The sequence below is a fragment of the Nostoc sp. genome (assembly GCF_036917535.1).
Lineage (GTDB): Bacteria > Cyanobacteriota > Cyanobacteriia > Cyanobacteriales > Nostocaceae > Nostoc.
In genome coordinates this window covers 22,231-42,295 of the sequence record NZ_JBALDA010000041.1, presented here as the reverse complement: position 1 = coordinate 42,295, position 20,065 = coordinate 22,231, and the positions used below count along the sequence as shown (strand labels likewise).

Sequence of the window (20,065 nt, the reverse complement as noted above, 5' to 3'; positions counted from 1 at the left end):
TAGCCTCTGGCAAGAGTATTCTGCAAAAAGTTTGGTTGCTACCGACGGCAGTTTAAATAAGATGAAAAATTCCGTCTAATCAGCAAAAAAATTGCCTATTGCTCCTCACTTTTTGGTATTGTTATTGAAATAATTTTCTGATTATCGGTTTGATTACACTGGTGTGGAGAGTCATGGGTGATTCATTCAAATTGACATTGATTGCAAGTATCGTCTGGGTTATGATTGCTCCAACAGTTTGGGCACAGGAGAAATCCCCCCTTAACAAAGTAAGATCAACGGAGCAAACCCAGAGCAAGATTCGAGAATTAAGTGAGATAGAGCTTCCGAATACCAGTGCTCAATATTTAGTGCAGTCGCCAACACCAAGCAACCAAGAGAACCTTGGGGGAGAAGTTATACCAATAACGTCCGTGAAAGCTAATCCAACTGCCAAAGGGGTAGAGGTGATTTTAGAGACACCTGTTGGGACTCAACTGCAAGTCACAAATCGCAGTACTGGCAACAATTTTATTGTGGATGTATCTGGCGGGCAATTGCGTTTACCATCGGGTGAGGCTTTTACATTTCGTTCCTCTAAACCACTTGCGGGAATTACTGAAATAACAGCACAGAATATTGACGCAAATACTGTGCGAGTGACGGTGGTGGGTGTTGCAGCTTTGCCCACAGTTGAGTTATATGATGATGATGCCGGTCTGGTTTTTGCGGTAGCAACTACAGCAACGGCAACTTCTCCACAGCAGCCAACGCAACAGCCCCAAACACAGCTGCCAGGAAACCAAACACCTCAAGAGTCACCATCGGTACAAGGTGATGAGCCTATTGAGTTGGTGGTGACAGGGGAGCAAGATGGATACAATGCATCAGATGCATCAACTGCAACCAAAACCGATACACCTTTGCGTGACATTCCCCAGTCAATTCAAATTATCCCCCGCGAAGTGATTCAAGATCAAAATGCGTTTCGTTTGACTGACATCGTCCGTAATGTGAGCGGTGTGGCACTCTCACAAACTGCTGGCGATCGCGGAGAAAATTACACAATTCGGGGATTCGATGCTAACGTTTACAAAAATGGTTTTCTTGATAGTGGTGAGGCCTCTCGCGGCTTTCGAGACAGCGCTGATATCGAGCGAGTTGAAGTTCTTAAAGGACCAGCATCGGTGTTATTTGGACGCTTGGAACCTTCGGGTATCATCAATCTTGTCACCAAGAAGCCATTAGCCGAACCATATTACAATGTAAGTTTTACCGCAGGCAGCTATAGTTTTTATCGCCCCGCTTTAGATTTTTCCGGTCCATTAACCCAAGATGGAAAGTTGGGTTATCGTCTCAACATTGCCTACGAAAATTCTGGAAGTTTCCGCGACTTTGTCCACAAAGAAAGATTTTTTGTTGCTCCTGTACTGAGCTGGAAAATTGGTGACAAGACAAACCTGACGTTGGAAGGTGAATATCTCCACACCGAAAATCCTTATGATGATGGGCTATATCTAATTGGCGGTACGGTTATTCCAGATATTCCGATTAGCCGCAATCTCAACGATCCCAGAAGTCGATTTGTTATAGATCAATCAAAAACTTACCTGACTCTCAATCATGAGTTTAATCAAAATTTATCGCTGCGTACTGCTTTTCGGGTGACGACTGCATCAGAAACACAAAATCGTTTTTCTCTTAGAGGATTTGCTGCCAGTAACGATGGAACTGTTGATCTTACCAGTACTGCCTATAATCAGTATTTTGAAACTTATTTTTTACAGAATGACTTAACTGCGAAATTCAAAACTGGCTTTGTAAATCATACAGTTTTGTTTGGTGTAGAGCTTGGTAAATTGTATGGGAGATTTCTGTATAATCTAGCCGATGCTGGTAGCTCAAATATTTTTAACCCTGTCTACAACTTTTCTTATGGTCCATATCGACGGTTTGTTGATAGAGCACAAAATAGTGATTCTTTCGGTGTTTACCTCCAAGATCAGATAAGTGTGTTTGATAATCTCAAACTGCTTGTGGGTGGCAGGTATGACACTTATTATCAGGAAACGCAAAATTTCTTGAATGCCTCAACCACAGTCACAGATAACGATGCGTTTTCACCGCGTGTAGGAGTCGTTTACCAACCGACAAAAGAAATCTCACTGTTTGCTAATTATAGTCGCTCGTTTGTTCCTGTGAGTGGTATCGCCAAAAACGGTGATGCTTTTGTACCTGAAAGGGGAACTGGCTACGAAGTCGGCATCAAAGGAGACTTTTTAAATAATCGTCTGTCTTCTACTTTAGCTTTGTACACAGTTACTAAAACTAATGTCTTAACTGAAGATCCTAGCGATCGCAATTTTCAAATTCAGGTAGGCGAACAACGCGCTCGTGGAATTGAGTTCGATATTGCTGGAGAAATCTTACCTGGTTGGAAAGTTATTGCTTCCTACGCTTATACGGATGCAGAGGTCACTCAAGACAATACATATCCAGTCGGAAATGTTCTGCGTGGTATACCCCTACATAGTGGCTCATTGTGGACAACCTATACCTTTCAAAAGGGGCCCTTAGAAGGGTTTGGTTTTGGTGGAGGCATCTTTGCGGCTACCGAAGCTTATGGAGAAATAGATAACTTCTACACCGTACCTGGTTATATACGGACTGATACAGCACTTTTCTACAAAAAGGATCGCTTGAGAGCATCTGTTAACTTCAAGAACTTATTTGATGTCAGATCTTTCGATGGCTCAACTGGGGGTGTAGTTGATCCGGCCGATCCGTTTACAGTTCAAGGAACGATTTCTTGGGATTTCTGAAATCATCTCAGTAGCCGTTATAACGAATTCATCACCAGAACTAATGAAAAAACCATTATCCTTTTTTCTTGACTTAGAAATATTTCTCGTCAGGATAAGGCAGTTTTGATTGGGAAAATTTCAATCTCATTTATGCAGGAGTACCTACCATGAAATCTAAAAAACTCCGTAACTTTGCATTCACCCTGCACCGCTACATCGGTTTAGCTGTGGGATTGATTCTGGTGATAGTCGGCTTGACAGGTAGTGTGTTGGTGTTTGCCAACGAAATTGAGCATATTCTGTTTGTCCAACAATTCGGCGCTGTTGTTCCTCAAGAGCAGATGTTATCTCCGACATCTGTGGTGGATAGCCTTAAAACAGCATTAGACTGGGAACCAAATACTAAATATGCGCGTTTATACATACCCATAACACCAGACGCACCTTACGTGCTCGACACGGAATCTTCAGCTGGTCAACTCACTAGCATTTTTGTTAACCCCTACACTGGCACCATTATTGGTAAGCAGGGATGGAATGAGCAACTGATTGCTTCAGTCGTTGATTTGCATTGCAATCTGCTAGCTGGAGACACTGGGAAAACCATAGTTGGTATCGGATGTTTTCTACTTTTAGTTCTCAATATTACAGGTTTGTTTCTGTGGCCTGGTTGGCGCAAGTTGATATCTGGCTTTAAAGTTAAGTGGAATGCCCATGTGAAACGACTCCATTTTGACATTCACAAACTAGCAGGCATCATTGCTGTAGTGTTTCTTTCCTTTACTGCCTTCACAGGCTTGTGCTGGGCTTTCTATGAGTTTAGTGAACCTCTGATTCGAGCAATCACGTTGAGTCCAGAGAAACTTGAACCAGCTTCTCAACTCATCCCTAATCAGCTTCCACTCAAGCTCGCCAATCAACTGAAAACCTCTCAAGCTGAGTTACTCGATGGAAAACTCAGAGCCATTGATTTTCCGCAAAAACCAGATAGTCCTTTGATAATTCGCTACAGTATGCCTCAAGAATATACATATAATACTGGACATAGCAAAGTTTATCTTGACCAATACAGTGGTAAGGTTTTGCGAGTAGACAACTCCCAGAAAGAGTCTTTAGGCTCGCGTGTCCTCAATTCTTTTCCTTCCCTACACTATGGTACATTTGGTGGCTTGCCTACTCGCATTCTCTACATTTTCGTCGGACTTGCACCGTTAATCCTGTTCGTCACTGGTTTTGTCATGTGGTGGTATCGCTACAAAGGGCGCTCCCCGCAGACTAGGGAAATAGTGAAGTTAAAAGCAAAGAACTAAATTATCAACTTTAATTTTAAGAAGTTTTCAAATCATTAAAATAGATCTATTGTTTTTGATGTTGCTCAACTTCAATTTTTTGATACAAATGATACTAGTAACGAATGATTTCCTTCTAATTAGTTGTGCTTATGTATACTGATAACTCCTTAAGAGCAGAACTCAACGCCAAAGGTTATCGGCAAACCCCACAACGCCAACTGATTTTTCAAGTCTTTCAAAACCTGCCAGCAGGGAATCATTTGAGTGCAGACAAGGTACACCTTTTGCTCAAGGAGCACATAGAGAGGATGAGTTTGTCTACAGTTTATCGCAACCTCAAAATCATGGCACAGATGGGAATTCTACGAGAAGTAGAACTAGCACAAAAACGAAAACACTACGAACTCAACACAACACCAAGGTCTCATCACCATCATATTGTTTGTGTGCAATGTCATTTAGAGCCGTTTGAATCTTATTGTCAACTACCCAAGCAACTAGGCATAGGATATGCGCGAGATATTGAGGTGTATCCCCAAGTGTGGCTGTGTGTTGTTGCTGCCATCAATTTCAATACCACCTTCAACTTCAATTGCGGCACCAACATCGTTACCACTTAGAGGATGTTTTAAAACTCAGAGTGAGCTAAAAATTATGCCAGCCGTCGAACCATAATACGAATCATGGCAACGTAAATGAATGTCTCCGAAGTTTCGGGTAGTCTTTCATAATCTTTACTTAATCGCCGACACCCTTCGGGTTCGCCAGTCGCTCATGGGGGAAACCCCCAAGACCTTTATTCATTCGCTCACAAGGTGCTGTTATCTACAAATCTCAGCATAAGCCTTGTGAGCTTTCTTACAATAGCCCCCCACTTTTAAAACATCCTCTTAGACGAAACACGGGCATAGGCTATCACTTCGGGAATTTCAACAATTTTCTCCTGACTGTTCACAAGCACCAATACTTACCCAACTGCTAGATAGTTTACCATCTAGCTCGCTATACCACTCCTTTTTCCATATAGGGGCATTGTGTTTGAGCGTATCAATAGCATATTGGCAAGCTTCAAACGCCTCACTCCGATGAGGAGAACCCACAGCCACTAAAACGCTGATTTCTCCAACTTGCAAACGTCCAACGCGATGATAAATCACGACTCGATTCACATCAGACATAGATAAGCGAATATCAGCAGCAATTTGATAAAATATCCGCAATGCCATCGGTTCATAAGCTTGATACTCTAGAGCAATCACAGGTTTACCATCGGTTTGATTGCGAACCATACCACTCATCACAACCACAGCACCATTGGCTGGATCGTCAGATTTTGCGTAGATTTCTTCTAGGGATAATGGCGCAAAGGTAATGGCAAAACTATCTTCAGCTCTTGGTTTAACAGCAGAGGTAAGTGTGGTTGTCATAACTAACTACGTTGATATTATGTTTGAGTCAATGCTATGGAAATCGGCGATTAGCAATGTAATTTTTATTACTATCTTAGATGGGGATAGTGAAGTCATATCTTCAAGAAGGCCGCAGCTACAATACTCATTCTTTTATCTTCACTAGCTATAACTTCATGTAAAAGGGGTTCAACCAAGGCTAGAGCAGGAACTCCTCCAAAATACTCCTGAAACTGAAAGCCTGTATAAATGAGTATTTCTCCAATATCAAGAGTTAATGGTTGAGAGTTAGCACTATTGCTAGGTTGAATTCTTAGCCCCGATGCAGGCCCAACAATAATTTGAAGAAAGCCTTTGTCCCGATGCATACTTAGCACCACCTGATCTTGATAATATGTAGATCCAACCTGAAGAATAAGGGATGGCAGCAAGTTAGATTGTAAATAGATAATTAAGTTTTTTAGAAGTGGTTTAAGGATATGGCGATCTATAAACCCAGCTATTTCATAGCCTTGTGTATGAGGCAATTGATCAACGTTATCTTTCCAGCTAGGCTCTAATCCATTTTCAGGAATCAAGAAGTTATCGCGTTCACTGTCACAAAAATTTCGGGAGTGATAATACTCAAGTGGAAACTTTTTGCCTTCATATTTATCCTGATATACGCCTTTAGGCCAATAACCACAACGATATCCCGATACTCTTAAATCTTTAGGTTGATCGGATTTAAACAAAAGTCTTTCTTGGATTGGTTGCTCAAAAAACTTCCTCATTGCTTTGTGGAAAAAAACTATATTTTGGTGAAACCTTTCCATTTCAGTGGATTCCAAGATTGCGTCAAGATAGTTCTGTTTGAGGATAAAGTAGCCTTGTGTTGCAAATTGCTGGAAGTTCATGCTGTTCACACTCTATTACTTGCTCACACTACGAGATTGATCTCAATCTTGCATATAAGATATAACAAAGCTGCTAAACTATCATCCTTTGGAGGAGTAAACATTCTAAATATTTAGAATATATTAAATTCATATAAGAATCCATTTGATTCCTGAACTTACTTGCGTAGCGAGGGAACAGGGAACAGGGTTGGGAGAACAGGCAAGAAGGGAATAAATGTGTACTGAGTTTTTTCAAAAATCAAATACGAGTCCTATATATTCCTCCGTATGATCTCGTACACTTTAAATTATTCACCAGTTTCTAAAACTCCTACAAATTTTATAAACTCTCTCTCATCATTAATACGCTTGTAAGTTCAAGTTTTTTGATCCTCACAAGTCTGAACAAGATATCCGGGATTTGAACCAAGACAATCGGATGCATTATTACGATTGATGCAATAGGTTGTTACAGAGAAATAGCTAAGACTATTATTGCAAAAAAGACAGATTACGTTCTTGCTCTCAGAGGTTGTTTGAAAAGTGGTTGGCTGTGATTTTAATCACCCCCCTTAATCCCCCCGATGTATTGGGGGGAGACCGGAAATCTAGTTTGCTCACGCCACTTGCTTCTCCCAAGGGGAAACGCTGCGCGAACAAGTCGGGCATTGCCCGCCCAACGCAGTGGCTCCCCAATACATACGGGGAGGGTTAGGGTGGGGTAAAAAATATTTGATACATCAATCATGACTTTTCAAACATCCTCTCAAAGGCAATCAAGGTAAACTTGAGGATACGCCAAAAAGCTTTGATTTGAAGTGATGGAGAGGCGATCGCATTTTCTTAAAAAAGTGCGATCGCTTGTCAAGTTGGAGATTGAGACTCCAACCAAATATCCAAAGAATTTCTTCCCTAATCCCCAGTCTCAACTCAATTAGCTTTACGTTCTTTCAGTACTCGATCTAGTAAGTTTCTAGCAGGTTGTGCTTTAGCCAACGCTACTTGATGGTCATTATAAGCACGAACAAGGCGAGAAAGACTGCTCACACCTGTCTTGAGTTGCTCAAGTTCTTCACCAGCAACTAGTTCTCCATCAAGCATCCGCCCAATCAACGGTTTGATATCGCCCACTTCCTGCCGGACTTTTTGGAGCTTTTCTAGAGAACTCAGTAAGGTTTTTAGTGAGTTCAATATGTCGTCAATATCTTGGGCATCCTCCACTGGCTCAGGCGGATTTTCAATTGCGATCGCATTTTTGTCTGAAACTGTAGGCAATTCCTCTACAGACTTTTCACTTGTAACCCCATTTGACCGTGCCATCAATGCTTCCTCAAGGAATTTTTCTCAGTGTATCGCTGATTTCAAGTTGCTAAAGATAGTATTGTTATAATTCGTTAAATAAATACTTATACAAATTCAACTCTACGCTGCGATCGCGAAACTAAAGAATTCTTTTAGCTCTAAATCAGGGCTATTTCATTCTATTTTGAGGATTCAATTGGTATAGGTATAAGTCAAAACAACGGACAACATATAAACACAGCAATAATAATTAATTTTGAAACTTGGGACAGGTTGTTACGTCAGTATGTCGATCCCCAGGTTCGTGTGAACTATATTGCTTGGAAAACTGAGCAATCTCAAGCGATCGCATTCTGCAACAGTGGCGTGTGTCAAAACGTATTGAATCGAAAGACCACATCGCTTTAAGGTGTGTGAGTGAATCAGTTATCCGATGAGGAGATTTACCAGTTAGTTGTAAAATAGTTGCAAATTTTGAACTGTATAAATGTGATGAATAGAAAAATTTTCCAAAAAATTAAATTTGTTATTTCTACTACTGTCTTGACTTTAACAACCATAGGAATTAACTCTGCATATGCAGCGCTAATTGGCAACCCTATTCAACTATCACAAGGCATAAGTTTGATAATTTGAAGTGCCTATAAGGTCACGTAACACTTAACCATCAAAATATTACCAATATTTAATTCCTTTAATTGTTTCAATGCCTTGATTTCGTCCGCAGGCAAGAGATGGACACTGCTATCACTGCCTTTTTTGCACGTGATAAAAATCTCATAATCTAAAAATGAAATCGCATCCCATCGCAAATCGCAAGCTTCCGACACCCGCAACCCATGACAAAAAATTAACAGCATCAAGGCATAATTTCTCACCTTGTACCGTCCGTAAACTTTTGCGTGTAAGTACCCACTGAAAAATCCCACCACTCAAGTTATAAATGCACTTCATCCCAGCTTTATCAAGCTGTTGGGCTAATTTTGCTCTCCGGTAGTCAACAGCACAGTACACAACAATTAGTCTATCTTGGGAAACTGTTGAAATTGCTGTTAAGTCCTCTATTAAAGGATCTATGCATACTGCTGTTTCGATATGACTAACTGCATACTCAGTCTGACTTCGTGTATCTAGCACTAAATTAAGCTTGAGTGATGGTTGCGCGTAGTCCAACCGTACATCTTGTTGTGGGCGTAGGCGTAGCCCGCCGCAGGCATCGCCTGCAAACTACACGGAAGTTGATAACTAGCAACTTGGGTTACTACAGGTAATGAGTCAGTTTCTCGATACCCCCGTTGAAAGAGGCAGGAGGCAAGAGGCTCAGTTGGTTATATTCAGCTATAGGATTCAGACCCCTCCTGAATAAAAGCCACCAAATTTTCAATTTAGTGTTCAAGTCTTGAACCATTTCCCTGATTGATCGCAGCAGGAAACAGAGCAAAGCCGGAGCCGTTCCGCCTTTGGGGCAGTTTTCCATAAGCTCGAACTGCCCTCTGCCTCCTGCCTTCATTGATAAACTAGAGTTCTGGAACCATTGTAGATTTCTTTAGTTATGTTGTATCCGGGAATACTGACCATACTGCTAAACCCTAGTGATTTCTGAATTTATTGTTCCCAAATCAGTAACGCCAGTTTATGTGTATTTTTTGAGACAACTCACAGGGGCAAATCATCGCAGTAGATAAAACTGTATTTGATGCCCCAAATTCAAAGACGAATAGCCGTTCAGAAACGAGAATATCTTGCTAGAAAAAAGAAAAGTTGTTAGGAAAGCCTTAAATAATACTCAAAGAAGAAATAAAAGGAAAAAGATTTGAAAAAACCCACCTCTAAAAATCGATATGATATAAAAGTAAACAAAATTTAAAAAATATTTATCGAATGATAGATCAATTATCTGGCTTGTCCAAGGTCAAAGACTTAATAACACAAAAACTCTTCTTGGGTAATGAACCAAATGCGGAGTTAATTGCAATTCTCACCGTTTACTTTGTCCAAGGAATTTTAGGGTTATCACGTCTAGCCGTTAGCTTTTTTCTTAAAGATGAACTACTCCTGAGTCCAGTCCAAGTATCGGCGCTATTGGGAATTGTCTTCCTACCTTGGATGATCAAGCCGGTGTTTGGTTTTATCTCTGATGGCTTGCCGATATTTGGCTATCGTCGCCGTCCTTACTTGATTTTATCCGGGATACTGGGAACTGCTTCTTGGATCAGTCTGGCCACAATAGTTCATACTAGCTGGGCAGCTACATTAGCGATCGCTCTAGGTTCTCTCTCTGTCGCCATGAGTGATGTTATCGTTGACTCGCTGGTTGTGGAACGAGCCAGAGGCGAATCGCAAGCAAAAGCCGGTTCATTACAATCTTTGTGCTGGGGTGCTTCGGCGATCGGAGGTTTAATAACAGCTTATTTTAGCGGTCTGCTGCTCCAATACTTTACTACTCGTACCGTCTTTGGGATTACCGCTTTATTTCCTCTGATTGTTTCAGGGGTAGCTTGGTTAATTGCTGAGTCCCCCGTTAGCCAAGATGCTCAAGATAGTAATCAGACCAACTCTTTACCAATCAAACATCAACTGGGGCAGCTACGCCAAGCCATTAGCCAAAAAACAATTTGGCTACCAACGGCATTTATCTTCATCTGGCAAGCTACCCCAAATGCTGACTCAGCCTTTTTCTACTTCACTACCAACGAACTCCACTTTGAACCAGAATTTTTGGGGCGGGTGCATTTGGTGACAAGTTTCGCTTCTTTAGCAGGTGTTTGGATTTTTCAACGTTTCCTCAAAAGCATCCCTTTTCGCGTGATTTTTACTTGGAGTACTGTCCTTTCCTCAATTTTGGGGATGACAATGCTGTTGTTGGTGACTCACACAAACAGACTATTGGGTATAGATGACCACTGGTTTAGTTTGGGTGATAGCCTGATTCTGACTGTGATGGGGAAAATTGCCTTTATGCAAGTGATGGTGCTAGCAGCAAGGCTTTGTCCTTCTGGTGTGGAAGCGACGTTATTTGCTTTGTTAATGTCAATCTATAATTCAGCCGGAACGGTTTCCCATGCATTCGGGGCATTAATCACGTATTGGCTGGGGATCACCGCAACAAACTTTGAGTCACTTTGGCTCTTGGTGGTAATTACTAACCTCAGCACGCTGTTACCCCTACCATTTATCAACTGGCTACCTGCTACTGATGAGCAAACTGAGACACCCAAAAATGAGGATAAAACTATTTTCGCCTAATTTGATGTCTGAGTTGGTACTGAGAGAACCAAAGTCAGAAATATTAGAATAGTTTAATACAGCAGTTTTCAAGTAGATGAGGTACAAAGTACAGGACTCATGCATCAGTCATAAAGAGTTTCACTTCTTTCCTCCTGCTCCCTGTTCGATCCCCTATTTGGGTAAAACCATTTTTTCGCTGGCAATAATATGCAAATCTATATTTTTGAGTAAGCGTACTAATTTTTGCGTCAAAGATCCTTTGAGGAGCATTTGCCAGCGCGATCGCTGACTCTCTCCGATTACAATTTGGGTAATTCGATATTTCTCGGCGACTTGGGCAATCGCATAGGCGATGTTAGCGTTAGTAACACGAAGAAAAGTACCTTCAAATTCCTTACAAAGTTTTTCACAAGTGTGGATGTGTAAGCTTTCCTCCTTGGTAAGGAAGCGTTCTGGATCGGCTACGAACAAGGTATAAAGCGGCGCGTTCATGTAGTTAGCTAGTCTTGCACCTCGGCGTAACAGCTGTACTGAGTTGGGATAAGTGGAAACACATACCAAAACCCGCTCGTGAATATTACAAAATTGTCCGTTGGGAGTAGAGGCAATCGCATTTTCTTCCACGTTGTCTGCCACTTCCCGCAAAGCCAACTCCCGCAAAGCAATCAGGTTACGGCGTTGGAAAAAATTATCAAGGGATTGTTGGATTTTTGGCTGGGCGTAAATCTTGCCTTCTAATAGCCGTTCTTGCAGCGTTTCTGGTGTGACATCCACTACCACTATTTCATCTGCTTCATCCATAATCCTGTCAGGAACACGTTCGCGGACTACCACACCTGTAATTCTGGCTACTAGGTCATTGAGACTTTCCAGATGTTGCACATTCATTGTGGAGTAGACATCAATCCCGGCTGCCAAAACTACTTCTACATCTTCGTAGCGCTTTTCGCGTGGAGAACCAGGGACATTGGTATGGGCCAGTTCATCGATTAAAACTAATTGGGGCGATCGCTTTAAAATAGCATCTGTATCCATATCCGTCAGCGTCAACTCACCGCGAGGATATCGTTTACGGGATATAATTTCTAGTCCCTCTGCCTTTTGGGCTGTCTCCTTGCGTGCGTGGGTTTCCAAAAGCCCAACGACAACATCAATTCCTTCCTGTTTGAATGCGTGTCCCTCTTCCAGCATCCGGTAGGTTTTGCCTACTCCAGGAGCCATACCAATAAAGATTTTATGCTTACCCCGTCGTCGTGCTGGATAAAGCGAGTAACTTGCAGAATTTAAAGGCGCATTCCCAGCCGAACCAATATTAGTATTATCTGACATTTAGAGCACTCCTATTGCATGGGAAAACCATTATTGTCAATGCCCCATGCTTCATGCCCATTTACTGATTTTGCTGACGATTAATATCTTGCAAATCAAGAGCATAATTCAATCGGAGAACATTGACTCCCGGTTCGCCAAAAATCCATAAAAATCTGCCATCAGTATACTTATTAATTAAACGTAGGATCTCATCTTCTTTTACTCCCCGCGCACCAGCAACCCGCGTCAATTGCTGCCGTGCTGCTTTAAAGGAAATATGCGGGTCTAAACCAGAACCAGAAGTATAAATTGTATCAGCTATTGGTTGAAGATTTTCGTCTCGCAATTTATCTGCCTCTTCTAAAATCCGCTTCAGTAGTTCTGGATTGCTTGCAGCGAGATTACTAGCTCCAGATATGCCAGTTGGCTTGGCTTTTTTCCCTTGGCTATATCTAACAGTACTAGGACGAGAATGGAAATATTGGTCGGATGTAAACACCTGACCGATTAAAGCAGAACCAATTGGTTGATTATTTAGATTCCGCATGATACTGCCATTAGCTTGATAGGGCAAAAAAACTTGACCCACTACAAGGATTACCAAGGGATAGATGATTGCGGTCAACAACCAAAGCATTAGAGTTATAAAAATTGCTCTGATAGTTTCTCGAATAATAGCCATAAAAAGTTTTCCAATTGCGCCTAGAATTTAATTTTAATTTTTAATTCTTTTGTCCACTTAGCAGGAAATTACAAAATGCTTTAGCAATAGCATAAACAACTAGAGTAGTTACCACATTCAAGCACAGCAAGATAAAAATAGCGAGTGGTAGATGTTGTTTATGCCATTGCAACTAAACAAAGGATATCGCCAAAGCAGTGCTGAGTGAAAACGATGTTTATTCATATTCTTCTTGATTCCCATTGTCAACAGGTAAAAGTAAAAATGCTTATTATTTTACTTTGGTCAAGATGCGCTCGTTTCTCAACGTCTCTACTTTTGCTATCCTTAAGCCAAACCCACAAATGTAATCAGTACATCGATCAATTTAATGGCAATAAACGGTGCAATCACCCCACCTAAGCCATAAATTAAGATATTACGTTGGAGTAACTGATTAGCTCTCAGCGGTCTAAACCGGACACCCTTTAATGCTAAAGGAATCAAAGCAGGAATAATCAAAGCATTATAAATCAGCGCTGAGAGAACAGCAGATTTAGGGCTAGTCAAATTCATAATATTCAGGCTTTGTAGGTTAGCATCAACAAATATCACTGGGATAATTGCAAAGTATTTAGCAATATCATTAGCGATAGAAAATGTCGTTAATGCTCCGCGAGTAATCAACAATTGTTTACCAATACCAATGATATCGAGCAGCTTTGTGGGATCGGAGTCCAAATCAACCATGTTAGCGGCTTCTTTTGCTGCTTGCGTTCCTGTATTCATCGCCACGCCGACGTTAGCTTGGGCTAATGCTGGTGCATCGTTAGTTCCATCTCCCGTCATTGCGACCAGTTTGCCTGCGGCTTGTTCCTGTTTAATGATATCGATTTTGTCTTCTGGTGTGGCTTCGGCAATGAAGTCATCTACCCCGGCTTCTTTGGCAATGACAGAAGCGGTAATTCGGTTATCTCCAGTTAGCATGATGGTACGCACTCCCATTCGTCGCAGTGCAAGAAAGCGATCTCGGATACCAGGTTTAACTATATCTTTGAGATAAATAATCCCATAGATTTCGTTATCTAGGCTGACTGCTAGGGGTGTACCTCCCAGGCGAGAAACTCGTTCGTAGGTAGCATCCAATTCTGGGGTATCGCGTCCGTTGCGGGAACGGACAAATCCTTTAATAGCTTCTACTGCTCCCTTTCTGGCCTCATAACCACCAGGTAAATTCGTACCACTCATCCGGGTTTTAGCAGAAAAACTGACTGCTTCTGCCTGACTGGAGTCAAAATCAAACCGCGCGCCCAATTTTTCTGCCAATCGGACAATAGATTTACCTTCTGGTGTATTATCAAAGACACTAGCTGCCCAGGCAACATTAACAATTTCCGACATTGAATGACCGTTGAGAGGAATAAACTCTTCTGCCAGACGGTTGCCAAGGGTAATTGTACCTGTCTTGTCAAGAAGTAAAGTGTTGACATCACCACAGGCTTCCACTGCTCGTCCTGATGTGGCAATGACGTTAAATTGGGCAACTCGATCCATACCAGCAATACCGATGGTACTTAGTAAGCCGCCAATGGTGGTAGGAATTAAAGCTACTAATAGGGCAATTAAAATTGGGATACTGACTGGACTGTTGACATAGTAAGCAAGTGCAGGCAAGGTTACTACAACTAGCAAAAACACTAAGCTGAGAACTGCCAACAATACTGTTAGGGCAATTTCATTGGGTGTTTTGCTGCGTTCTGCCCCTTCTACCAAAGCAATCATTCGGTCAATAAAGCCTTTGCCTGGGTCAGTTGTGATCCGAATAATTAGTTCATCTGAGATAATCCGCGTCCCACCAGTGACGGAACTAGCAACATCGGAGCCTGATTCTTTTAATACTGGTGCAGATTCCCCAGTAATTGCCGATTCATCCACTGAGGCAACACCCATGATTACTTCGCCATCGGCGGGGATGATATCGCCAGCAATGACGTAGATGGTATCGCCCTGTTTGAGGCTGGTAGATGAAACTTCACTAATTGTGCCATCGGCAGCAAGTTTTTTCGCGATCGCCTCTAACTTTGTTAATCGCAAGGCATCGGCTTGGGCTTTACCCCGTCCTTCTGCCACTGCTTCGGCAAAATTGGCAAACCAAACTGTAAAGAATAAAATCCCCGACAACAAGGCGTTGAAAACTTGCGGGTTCTTTTGCAGGGCTGGGCCAAATAGGTTGGGATCAATCGTGAGCAATAGGATGATGATTGTCCCTACCCAAACCACAAAGATTACTGGATTTTTGATTGCATACTTAGGATTGAGCTTGACAAAAGCATCTCTAATTGCTCTTAGGTACAGCCACTGATTATTTGCCCTGGTCTTTTTACGTTTTTGGCGGCGATCGCCAGAACGAGAACTTGGGCGTCTAGCTTTGAAGTTAGTTGCCACTTGATTCATAAATAAAGTTAGCAGTGAGAAGTTAGGAGTTAGGAGTTATAGGAACTTCTAATAAAAAAATATCCAACCTGTAGAATGCATTAGTAACGCATCCTACGAAACCGGATAATTTATAAAATAACGGCAAGAGCCAGGAGGAAAGAAGTATGAATGAAAACTTTAGTTTTAAGTAATTACCCAGTTAAAAATCAGATATTGGTATGAGACGCGTAGTGCAAGATATAGCTGAGTGCTGTTAGCGAGGCGTTGAGCCAGTGCTGAGTATAAACCTAGTACAGGTTGGCAAAGATAAACCTACCATTCAAAACAGCCAGAAAGCCCAAAATTAAAACATGAGTGACTTTTGACTTCCGCCTTGCGGTACTAGTTGCTTCCAGGCTTTGAGCAATCAGCACTGTCCTAACATTTCTGACTACAGCTATATAACTTTTCTTGCTTGAATCTCCACTTTTAAGTCTGGGTTACTCCTTCCTTCTGCCTCCTGAATTACTTTTTGATATTTTCTTAATTTCAAACTTATAACTCATAACTTTTCTAACTGCCAGATGCTAGTTTCAAACCCTCGGCTATGGGGCCTAAAGCCAGAACGGGAAAGAAAGTTAATACTCCCAAAACCAGCGTTACTCCAGCCGCGATCCCAGTAAATACCAGAGAATCAGTTCTCAAAGTAGCAGGGGTTTCTTGTACTAGTTGTTTGCGAGACATCCCATCAGCTAGCAGCAGGATGGCAATCATCGGAATGTAGCGTCCTCCGATTAGGCTAACTAAAGTACTTAAGTTCCACCACAGGGTGTTATCTCCCAAGCCCTCTAAGCCCGAACCATTATTTGCTGCTGCTGAGGCATATTCATAAACTACTTGAGAAATACCGTGATAGCCAGAGTTGCTAATTCCAGATAGGGAGATGGGATAAGCCAAAGCGATCGCACTGGGAATCAAAACTAGAATTGGGTGAATCAACAGCACTACACTAGCGAGAACGATTTCCCTTTTTTCAATTTTGCGTCCGAAAAACTCTGGAGTACGTCCTGCCATTAGTCCAGTTAAGAAGACTGTGAGAATTAAGTAAATAAATAAGTAAGCTGTTCCAATTCCCTGACCACCCCAGATAACCTGGATAAATAAGTTAAAGAGAGTCGAAAATATTCCTTGCGGCATCAGAGAATCATGCATCCCATTTACAGCACCAGACATAGTAGCGGTAGTCATCACTGCCCAAAATGCTGTTTGTGCCCAACCAAATCGAACTTCTTTCCCCTCTAAATTGGGCTGTTCTAATCCAAAGGCGGTATTAACTAGGGGATTACCTTGCAGTTCTCCCACAGCTGTAACTCCTACCAGAACTATAAAAATTACAAACACCATCCAAAAAAGTAGCCAAGCTTGTTTGATGTTATTAGCAAATATACCGTAAGTATAAATCAAGGCTGCTGGAATAGAAATCATGGCGAGCATTTCTATCAAGTTAGAAGCGCCATTGGGATTTTCAAAGGGATGTGCTGAGTTGACGCCAAAAAAGCCGCCGCCGTTCTCACCCAAAAGTTTGATCATTTCAAAGGATGCCACCGGGCCTCTAGCCAGATATTGCGTCCCACCTTCTAAGGTTGTCACATCCATAGTATTAGCTAATGTTTGTGGTACACCTGCTACCAGCAAAGCGATCGCGCCAATAATCGAAATCGGCAGCAATATTCGCGTAATTCCACGCACAAGATCGACGTAAAAGTTTCCCAGTCTTCTACCCGTCAACCCGCGAATAAAGGCAATTCCCACGGCTAAACCGGTGGCTGCGGAGGTGAACATCAAAAAGCCTAAAGCTGCTACCTGGCTAAAATAGCTTAAGGTTGTCTCACCAGCATAGTGTTGTTGGTCGGTATTTGTTACAAATGAAATTGTTGTATGTAGCAATACATCCCAACTGATAGCACCGAAGCCGTTTGGATTCCAGGGTAAGAGTTTCTGAAAATATATCAGAAAATACACTGAAATAGCCATAATCGTGTTGCAAAAGATTACGGCCCGGATATACTGCCAACCCATCATGTCATCTTTTCTGCGAACACCCGCAAGTACGAACATAGTTCGCTCTATGGGGTTCATTAGAAAATCAAGCAGTGTTTTTTCTCCCAAAAAAACAGACGCTATGTATCTTCCGAATAGTGGAGTGATTGCTATGACAATACATAGCGTTAAGCCAATTTGCAAAAAACCTTGTCCCATATATTTTGCGCTAAATTAAATTTCAGTAGTAACAAGCCAATTCTTAAAAATAATAGATTAACTGTAGAACTATTTGATTTCAAGGGATTTGACTCAGCAGTACTGAGTCAAAAAAAGCTATAATCGCACTCAGCATCAAATCAGTTCCCACAAGTAAGTGCCTTGGTTGAGAGTAGGAAGATTCATAAGTACTAATTCTTACTTATTACTTTTTACTCAGTATTAGTTTAACGTCTCACTACGGCTAACATAACTCCTGAATATTTTCAGTTATGACTATTTTCCAGATAATTATTAAAATTTGAGTTAAGAATATTTAATTTTGAGTTTTAATTTATCTATCTTACTACTTAGGATTATTTTTTTATACAATACATTTTCCAAGTTTGCTACTTTCAAAGAATATAAATATCATAAAGTATTTTCTTAACGGGATTAGAGATTGGGAAGATAGTGGTAGAAACCTCGATGATTGTGAGCAACTACCTAGTTTCCACTCTCCAATCCTCCTTTTTGCATTTGGAGAATCATAATTTTCGGGTTAATTCTCAAGTTGGCAGTTGCAGGTATAGATTCCAGATAGATCGTAATTGGTGAATTAAATAGTTATCCAGATTGGATAATCACAATTTTTTAGTAAATCATAAATGATGATGTTAAGTCGATTATTGACTATGAAAAAAGCGATAAATGAGCATCGAAAGATCTATGGGCTAATAGCGATCGCCTTTGCAATCGTAATCATCCTGGAATATTTGACACCCCCTGAATACGTATTTGGCTACCTCTACACGGGGACGATTTTGTTAGCAGATTCTCGATTGAATCGGGGAGCAGTTTTGGGGATCACTCTTGCAGCGACAGGATTAACACTGTTGAATTTGTTTGTCCCCGGAGGAGAAATGATTAATTCTCCAACCTTGGCAAATAGGTTGATTGCAGTGTTGGCGTTGTTGGTAACAGGTTGGTTAAGCGATCGCAATCACCGCAATGAAGAAGCGATCGCTTATACTCAAGCACAATTACGCTCCCAAGAACAACTAGCTATCATGCGTGAAGATTTTGTTTCTACCCTAACGCATGATTTAAAAACACCCCTATTAGGAGCAATTGAAACGCTGAAATATTTTCAAAATGAGCAATTTGGTGAAATCACGCCCATGCAAGCAAAAGTCTTACAAACAATGGCTCGTAGTCATCAGAGTACATTGCAATTAGTCCAAACACTTTTAGATGTGTACCGCAATGATGCCGAAGGACTGAAACTAGAGATATCACCAGTTAACTTGGTAACAGTGGCAGAAGAGATCGTTGCTACCTTGACTGAACTAGCGAAAACACGTCAAGTTTATATTTCTCTGCATTATGGCGAATCAGATTTTCGCAGCTTTCTTTGGGTAAATGGCGATTCTTTGCAACTTGGGCGAGTTTTCAGCAATCTCCTAAGTAATGGCATTAACCATACCCCTCGTGGGGGTAAAGTGGAAGTAGTATTTGAAGGTTATTCTAGCGATCAAGTGGTAAAAATACTCGATACTGGTTCCGGCATTACCGAAAAAGAGTTACCTCACTTATTTGAGAGATTTTATCAAGGAAATAGCGATCGCCACGTCTTTGGCTCTGGGCTAGGACTTTATTTGACCAGGCAAATTATTACTGCTCATGGGGGTACAATTTGGGCAGAGAATCGCTCACCACGCGGCGCACTGTTTGGTTTCCGACTTCCAGCTTGTCCACCACCAGGGAGTTGAAGAAGCAGGGAGAAATCAATTCAAAATTCAAAATTCAAAATTCAAAATTCAAAATTGAAGATTCAATGCCCAATGCCCAATCCCTAATGACAAATGACAAAAATCTTACTAGTTGAAGATGATGAATTGTTTCGGCTTGGTCTGCGGATGCGGTTGCAACAAGAAACCAGTTTGGAGATTGTTGCAGAAGCAGAAGATGGGGAACAAGCTGTAGAATTAGCAAATCACTATCCTCTGGATTTGGTCTTGCTGGATATAGGTTTACCGGGAATTGGCGGGATTGAGGCTTGTCGCCAAATCAAGCAGAAGCACCCGAATTTACCAATTCTCGTTTTAACGTCTCGTTCTGAAAAACCCTTGATTTCGCGGTTAATTGCCGCCGGAGCGCAAGGTTACTGCTTGAAAGGTATTCCGGCTGAGTCTTTGATATTAGCAGTGCGATCGGTTGCTGCGGGCGCTTCTTGGTGGGATCAAACGGCAACAACTGAAATTAAAGCCGCTTTTGAGGGCAATTCGATGGCGGTGCAGTCTGCAAAAACTGAGGAATCTTTAGAAAATCCTTTAACGAAGCGGGAGCAAGAAATTTTGGCACTGGTAGCAGCTGGCAAAAGCAATCAAGAAATTGCTGAAATTCTCTACATTGCCCCTGGTACAGTGCGGGTTCATGTCCATGCTATTTTACAGAAACTAGAAGTACGCGATCGCACTCAAGCCGCAGTCTTTGCTATCCAAAAAGGATTGGTAGCACCAGAATTGTTGATTAATTAGATTGATTG

The 20,065-nt window shown here is 41.5% G+C and carries 14 protein-coding genes and 2 pseudogenes; 6 read left to right on the top strand and 10 right to left on the bottom strand.

The genetic code is table 11. The features are described from left to right. Positions 1–173 precede the first annotated feature (173 nt). From V7K56_RS13985 to V7K56_RS13975, 3 genes are all read left to right on the top strand, one after another. The gene (locus V7K56_RS13985; protein WP_334911374.1) at positions 174–2,801 is read left to right on the top strand and encodes a TonB-dependent siderophore receptor; all 2,628 of its coding nucleotides are present in this window, start codon (positions 174–176) and stop codon (positions 2,799–2,801) included. Between the two features lie 149 nt (positions 2,802–2,950). Next, positions 2,951–4,093, top strand: a complete 1,143-nt coding sequence (locus tag V7K56_RS13980) for a PepSY-associated TM helix domain-containing protein (protein ID WP_334911372.1) — start codon at positions 2,951–2,953, stop codon at positions 4,091–4,093. Between the two features lie 131 nt (positions 4,094–4,224). Further along, the gene (locus V7K56_RS13975; protein ID WP_334911370.1) at positions 4,225–4,695 is read left to right on the top strand and encodes a Fur family transcriptional regulator; all 471 of its coding nucleotides are present in this window, start codon (positions 4,225–4,227) and stop codon (positions 4,693–4,695) included. Positions 4,696–4,727: 32 nt separating this feature from the next. Here V7K56_RS13975 and V7K56_RS13970 read toward each other — a convergent pair. The 6 genes and pseudogenes from V7K56_RS13970 to V7K56_RS13945 all read right to left on the bottom strand — a co-directional run. Next, positions 4,728–4,823: pseudogene (locus V7K56_RS13970) on the bottom strand (IS5/IS1182 family transposase); the annotation flags it as partial. A gap of 181 nt (positions 4,824–5,004) precedes the next feature. After that, complete coding sequence (locus V7K56_RS13965) at positions 5,005–5,502, bottom strand: molybdenum cofactor biosynthesis protein MoaE (RefSeq protein ID WP_334911368.1); 498 nt, start codon at positions 5,500–5,502, stop codon at positions 5,005–5,007. Between the two features lie 95 nt (positions 5,503–5,597). Further along, complete coding sequence (locus tag V7K56_RS13960) at positions 5,598–6,314, bottom strand: hypothetical protein (RefSeq protein ID WP_334911366.1); 717 nt, start codon at positions 6,312–6,314, stop codon at positions 5,598–5,600. Between the two features lie 978 nt (positions 6,315–7,292). Then, positions 7,293–7,682, bottom strand: a complete 390-nt coding sequence (locus V7K56_RS13955; protein WP_334911364.1) for a hypothetical protein — start codon at positions 7,680–7,682, stop codon at positions 7,293–7,295. A 623-nt stretch (positions 7,683–8,305) separates the two neighbouring features. Beyond that, positions 8,306–8,524, bottom strand: a complete 219-nt coding sequence (locus V7K56_RS13950; RefSeq protein ID WP_334911362.1) for a tyrosine-type recombinase/integrase — start codon at positions 8,522–8,524, stop codon at positions 8,306–8,308. After that, complete coding sequence (locus tag V7K56_RS13945) at positions 8,442–8,837, bottom strand: rhodanese-like domain-containing protein (RefSeq protein WP_334911360.1); 396 nt, start codon at positions 8,835–8,837, stop codon at positions 8,442–8,444. Before V7K56_RS13945 ends, V7K56_RS13950 begins: the two co-directional genes overlap by 83 nt. A 708-nt stretch (positions 8,838–9,545) precedes the next feature. Between V7K56_RS13945 and V7K56_RS13940 the strand changes: the two are divergent. Then, a pseudogene (locus V7K56_RS13940) lies at positions 9,546–10,962 on the top strand (folate/biopterin family MFS transporter). A 101-nt stretch (positions 10,963–11,063) separates the two neighbouring features. Here the strand turns inward: V7K56_RS13940 and V7K56_RS13935 are convergent. From V7K56_RS13935 to kdpA, 4 genes are all read right to left on the bottom strand, one after another. After that, the gene (locus tag V7K56_RS13935) at positions 11,064–12,221 is read right to left on the bottom strand and encodes a universal stress protein (RefSeq protein ID WP_334911358.1); all 1,158 of its coding nucleotides are present in this window, start codon (positions 12,219–12,221) and stop codon (positions 11,064–11,066) included. A gap of 61 nt (positions 12,222–12,282) precedes the next feature. Then, the gene (gene kdpC, locus V7K56_RS13930; RefSeq protein ID WP_334911356.1) at positions 12,283–12,885 is read right to left on the bottom strand and encodes a K(+)-transporting ATPase subunit C; all 603 of its coding nucleotides are present in this window, start codon (positions 12,883–12,885) and stop codon (positions 12,283–12,285) included. Between the two features lie 327 nt (positions 12,886–13,212). Beyond that, positions 13,213–15,318 (bottom strand): potassium-transporting ATPase subunit KdpB, encoded by a 2,106-nt coding sequence (gene kdpB / locus V7K56_RS13925; protein ID WP_334911354.1) that lies wholly within the window; start codon positions 15,316–15,318, stop codon positions 13,213–13,215. Positions 15,319–15,852: 534 nt separating this feature from the next. After that, positions 15,853–17,538, bottom strand: a complete 1,686-nt coding sequence (gene kdpA, locus V7K56_RS13920; RefSeq protein WP_334911352.1) for a potassium-transporting ATPase subunit KdpA — start codon at positions 17,536–17,538, stop codon at positions 15,853–15,855. 653 nt (positions 17,539–18,191) lie between these two features. On the opposite strand from kdpA, the gene V7K56_RS13915 reads away from it, so the two are divergent. After that, positions 18,192–19,289, top strand: a complete 1,098-nt coding sequence (locus V7K56_RS13915; protein ID WP_442940038.1) for a sensor histidine kinase — start codon at positions 18,192–18,194, stop codon at positions 19,287–19,289. Positions 19,290–19,382: 93 nt separating this feature from the next. Beyond that, positions 19,383–20,057 (top strand): response regulator transcription factor, encoded by a 675-nt coding sequence (locus tag V7K56_RS13910; RefSeq protein ID WP_334911348.1) that lies wholly within the window; start codon positions 19,383–19,385, stop codon positions 20,055–20,057. The last annotated feature ends 8 nt before the right edge of the window (positions 20,058–20,065 follow it).

What these genes read in the sequence shown, in the direction of transcription:
- V7K56_RS13985 (WP_334911374.1), top strand. Translation starts at nt 174, where the DNA reads ATGGGTGATTCATTCAAATTGACATTGATTGCAAGTATCGTCTGGGTT.
- V7K56_RS13980 (WP_334911372.1), top strand. Translation starts at nt 2,951, where the DNA reads ATGAAATCTAAAAAACTCCGTAACTTTGCATTCACCCTGCACCGCTAC.
- V7K56_RS13975 (WP_334911370.1), top strand. Translation starts at nt 4,225, where the DNA reads ATGTATACTGATAACTCCTTAAGAGCAGAACTCAACGCCAAAGGTTAT.
- V7K56_RS13965 (WP_334911368.1), bottom strand. Translation starts at nt 5,502, where the DNA reads ATGACAACCACACTTACCTCTGCTGTTAAACCAAGAGCTGAAGATAGT.
- V7K56_RS13955 (WP_334911364.1), bottom strand. Translation starts at nt 7,682, where the DNA reads ATGGCACGGTCAAATGGGGTTACAAGTGAAAAGTCTGTAGAGGAATTG.
- V7K56_RS13950 (WP_334911362.1), bottom strand. Translation starts at nt 8,524, where the DNA reads ATGCTGTTAATTTTTTGTCATGGGTTGCGGGTGTCGGAAGCTTGCGAT.
- V7K56_RS13935 (WP_334911358.1), bottom strand. Translation starts at nt 12,221, where the DNA reads ATGTCAGATAATACTAATATTGGTTCGGCTGGGAATGCGCCTTTAAAT.
- kdpC (WP_334911356.1), bottom strand. Translation starts at nt 12,885, where the DNA reads ATGGCTATTATTCGAGAAACTATCAGAGCAATTTTTATAACTCTAATG.
- kdpB (WP_334911354.1), bottom strand. Translation starts at nt 15,318, where the DNA reads ATGAATCAAGTGGCAACTAACTTCAAAGCTAGACGCCCAAGTTCTCGT.
- kdpA (WP_334911352.1), bottom strand. Translation starts at nt 17,538, where the DNA reads ATGGGACAAGGTTTTTTGCAAATTGGCTTAACGCTATGTATTGTCATA.
- V7K56_RS13915 (WP_442940038.1), top strand. Translation starts at nt 18,192, where the DNA reads ATGTTAAGTCGATTATTGACTATGAAAAAAGCGATAAATGAGCATCGA.
- V7K56_RS13910 (WP_334911348.1), top strand. Translation starts at nt 19,383, where the DNA reads ATGACAAAAATCTTACTAGTTGAAGATGATGAATTGTTTCGGCTTGGT.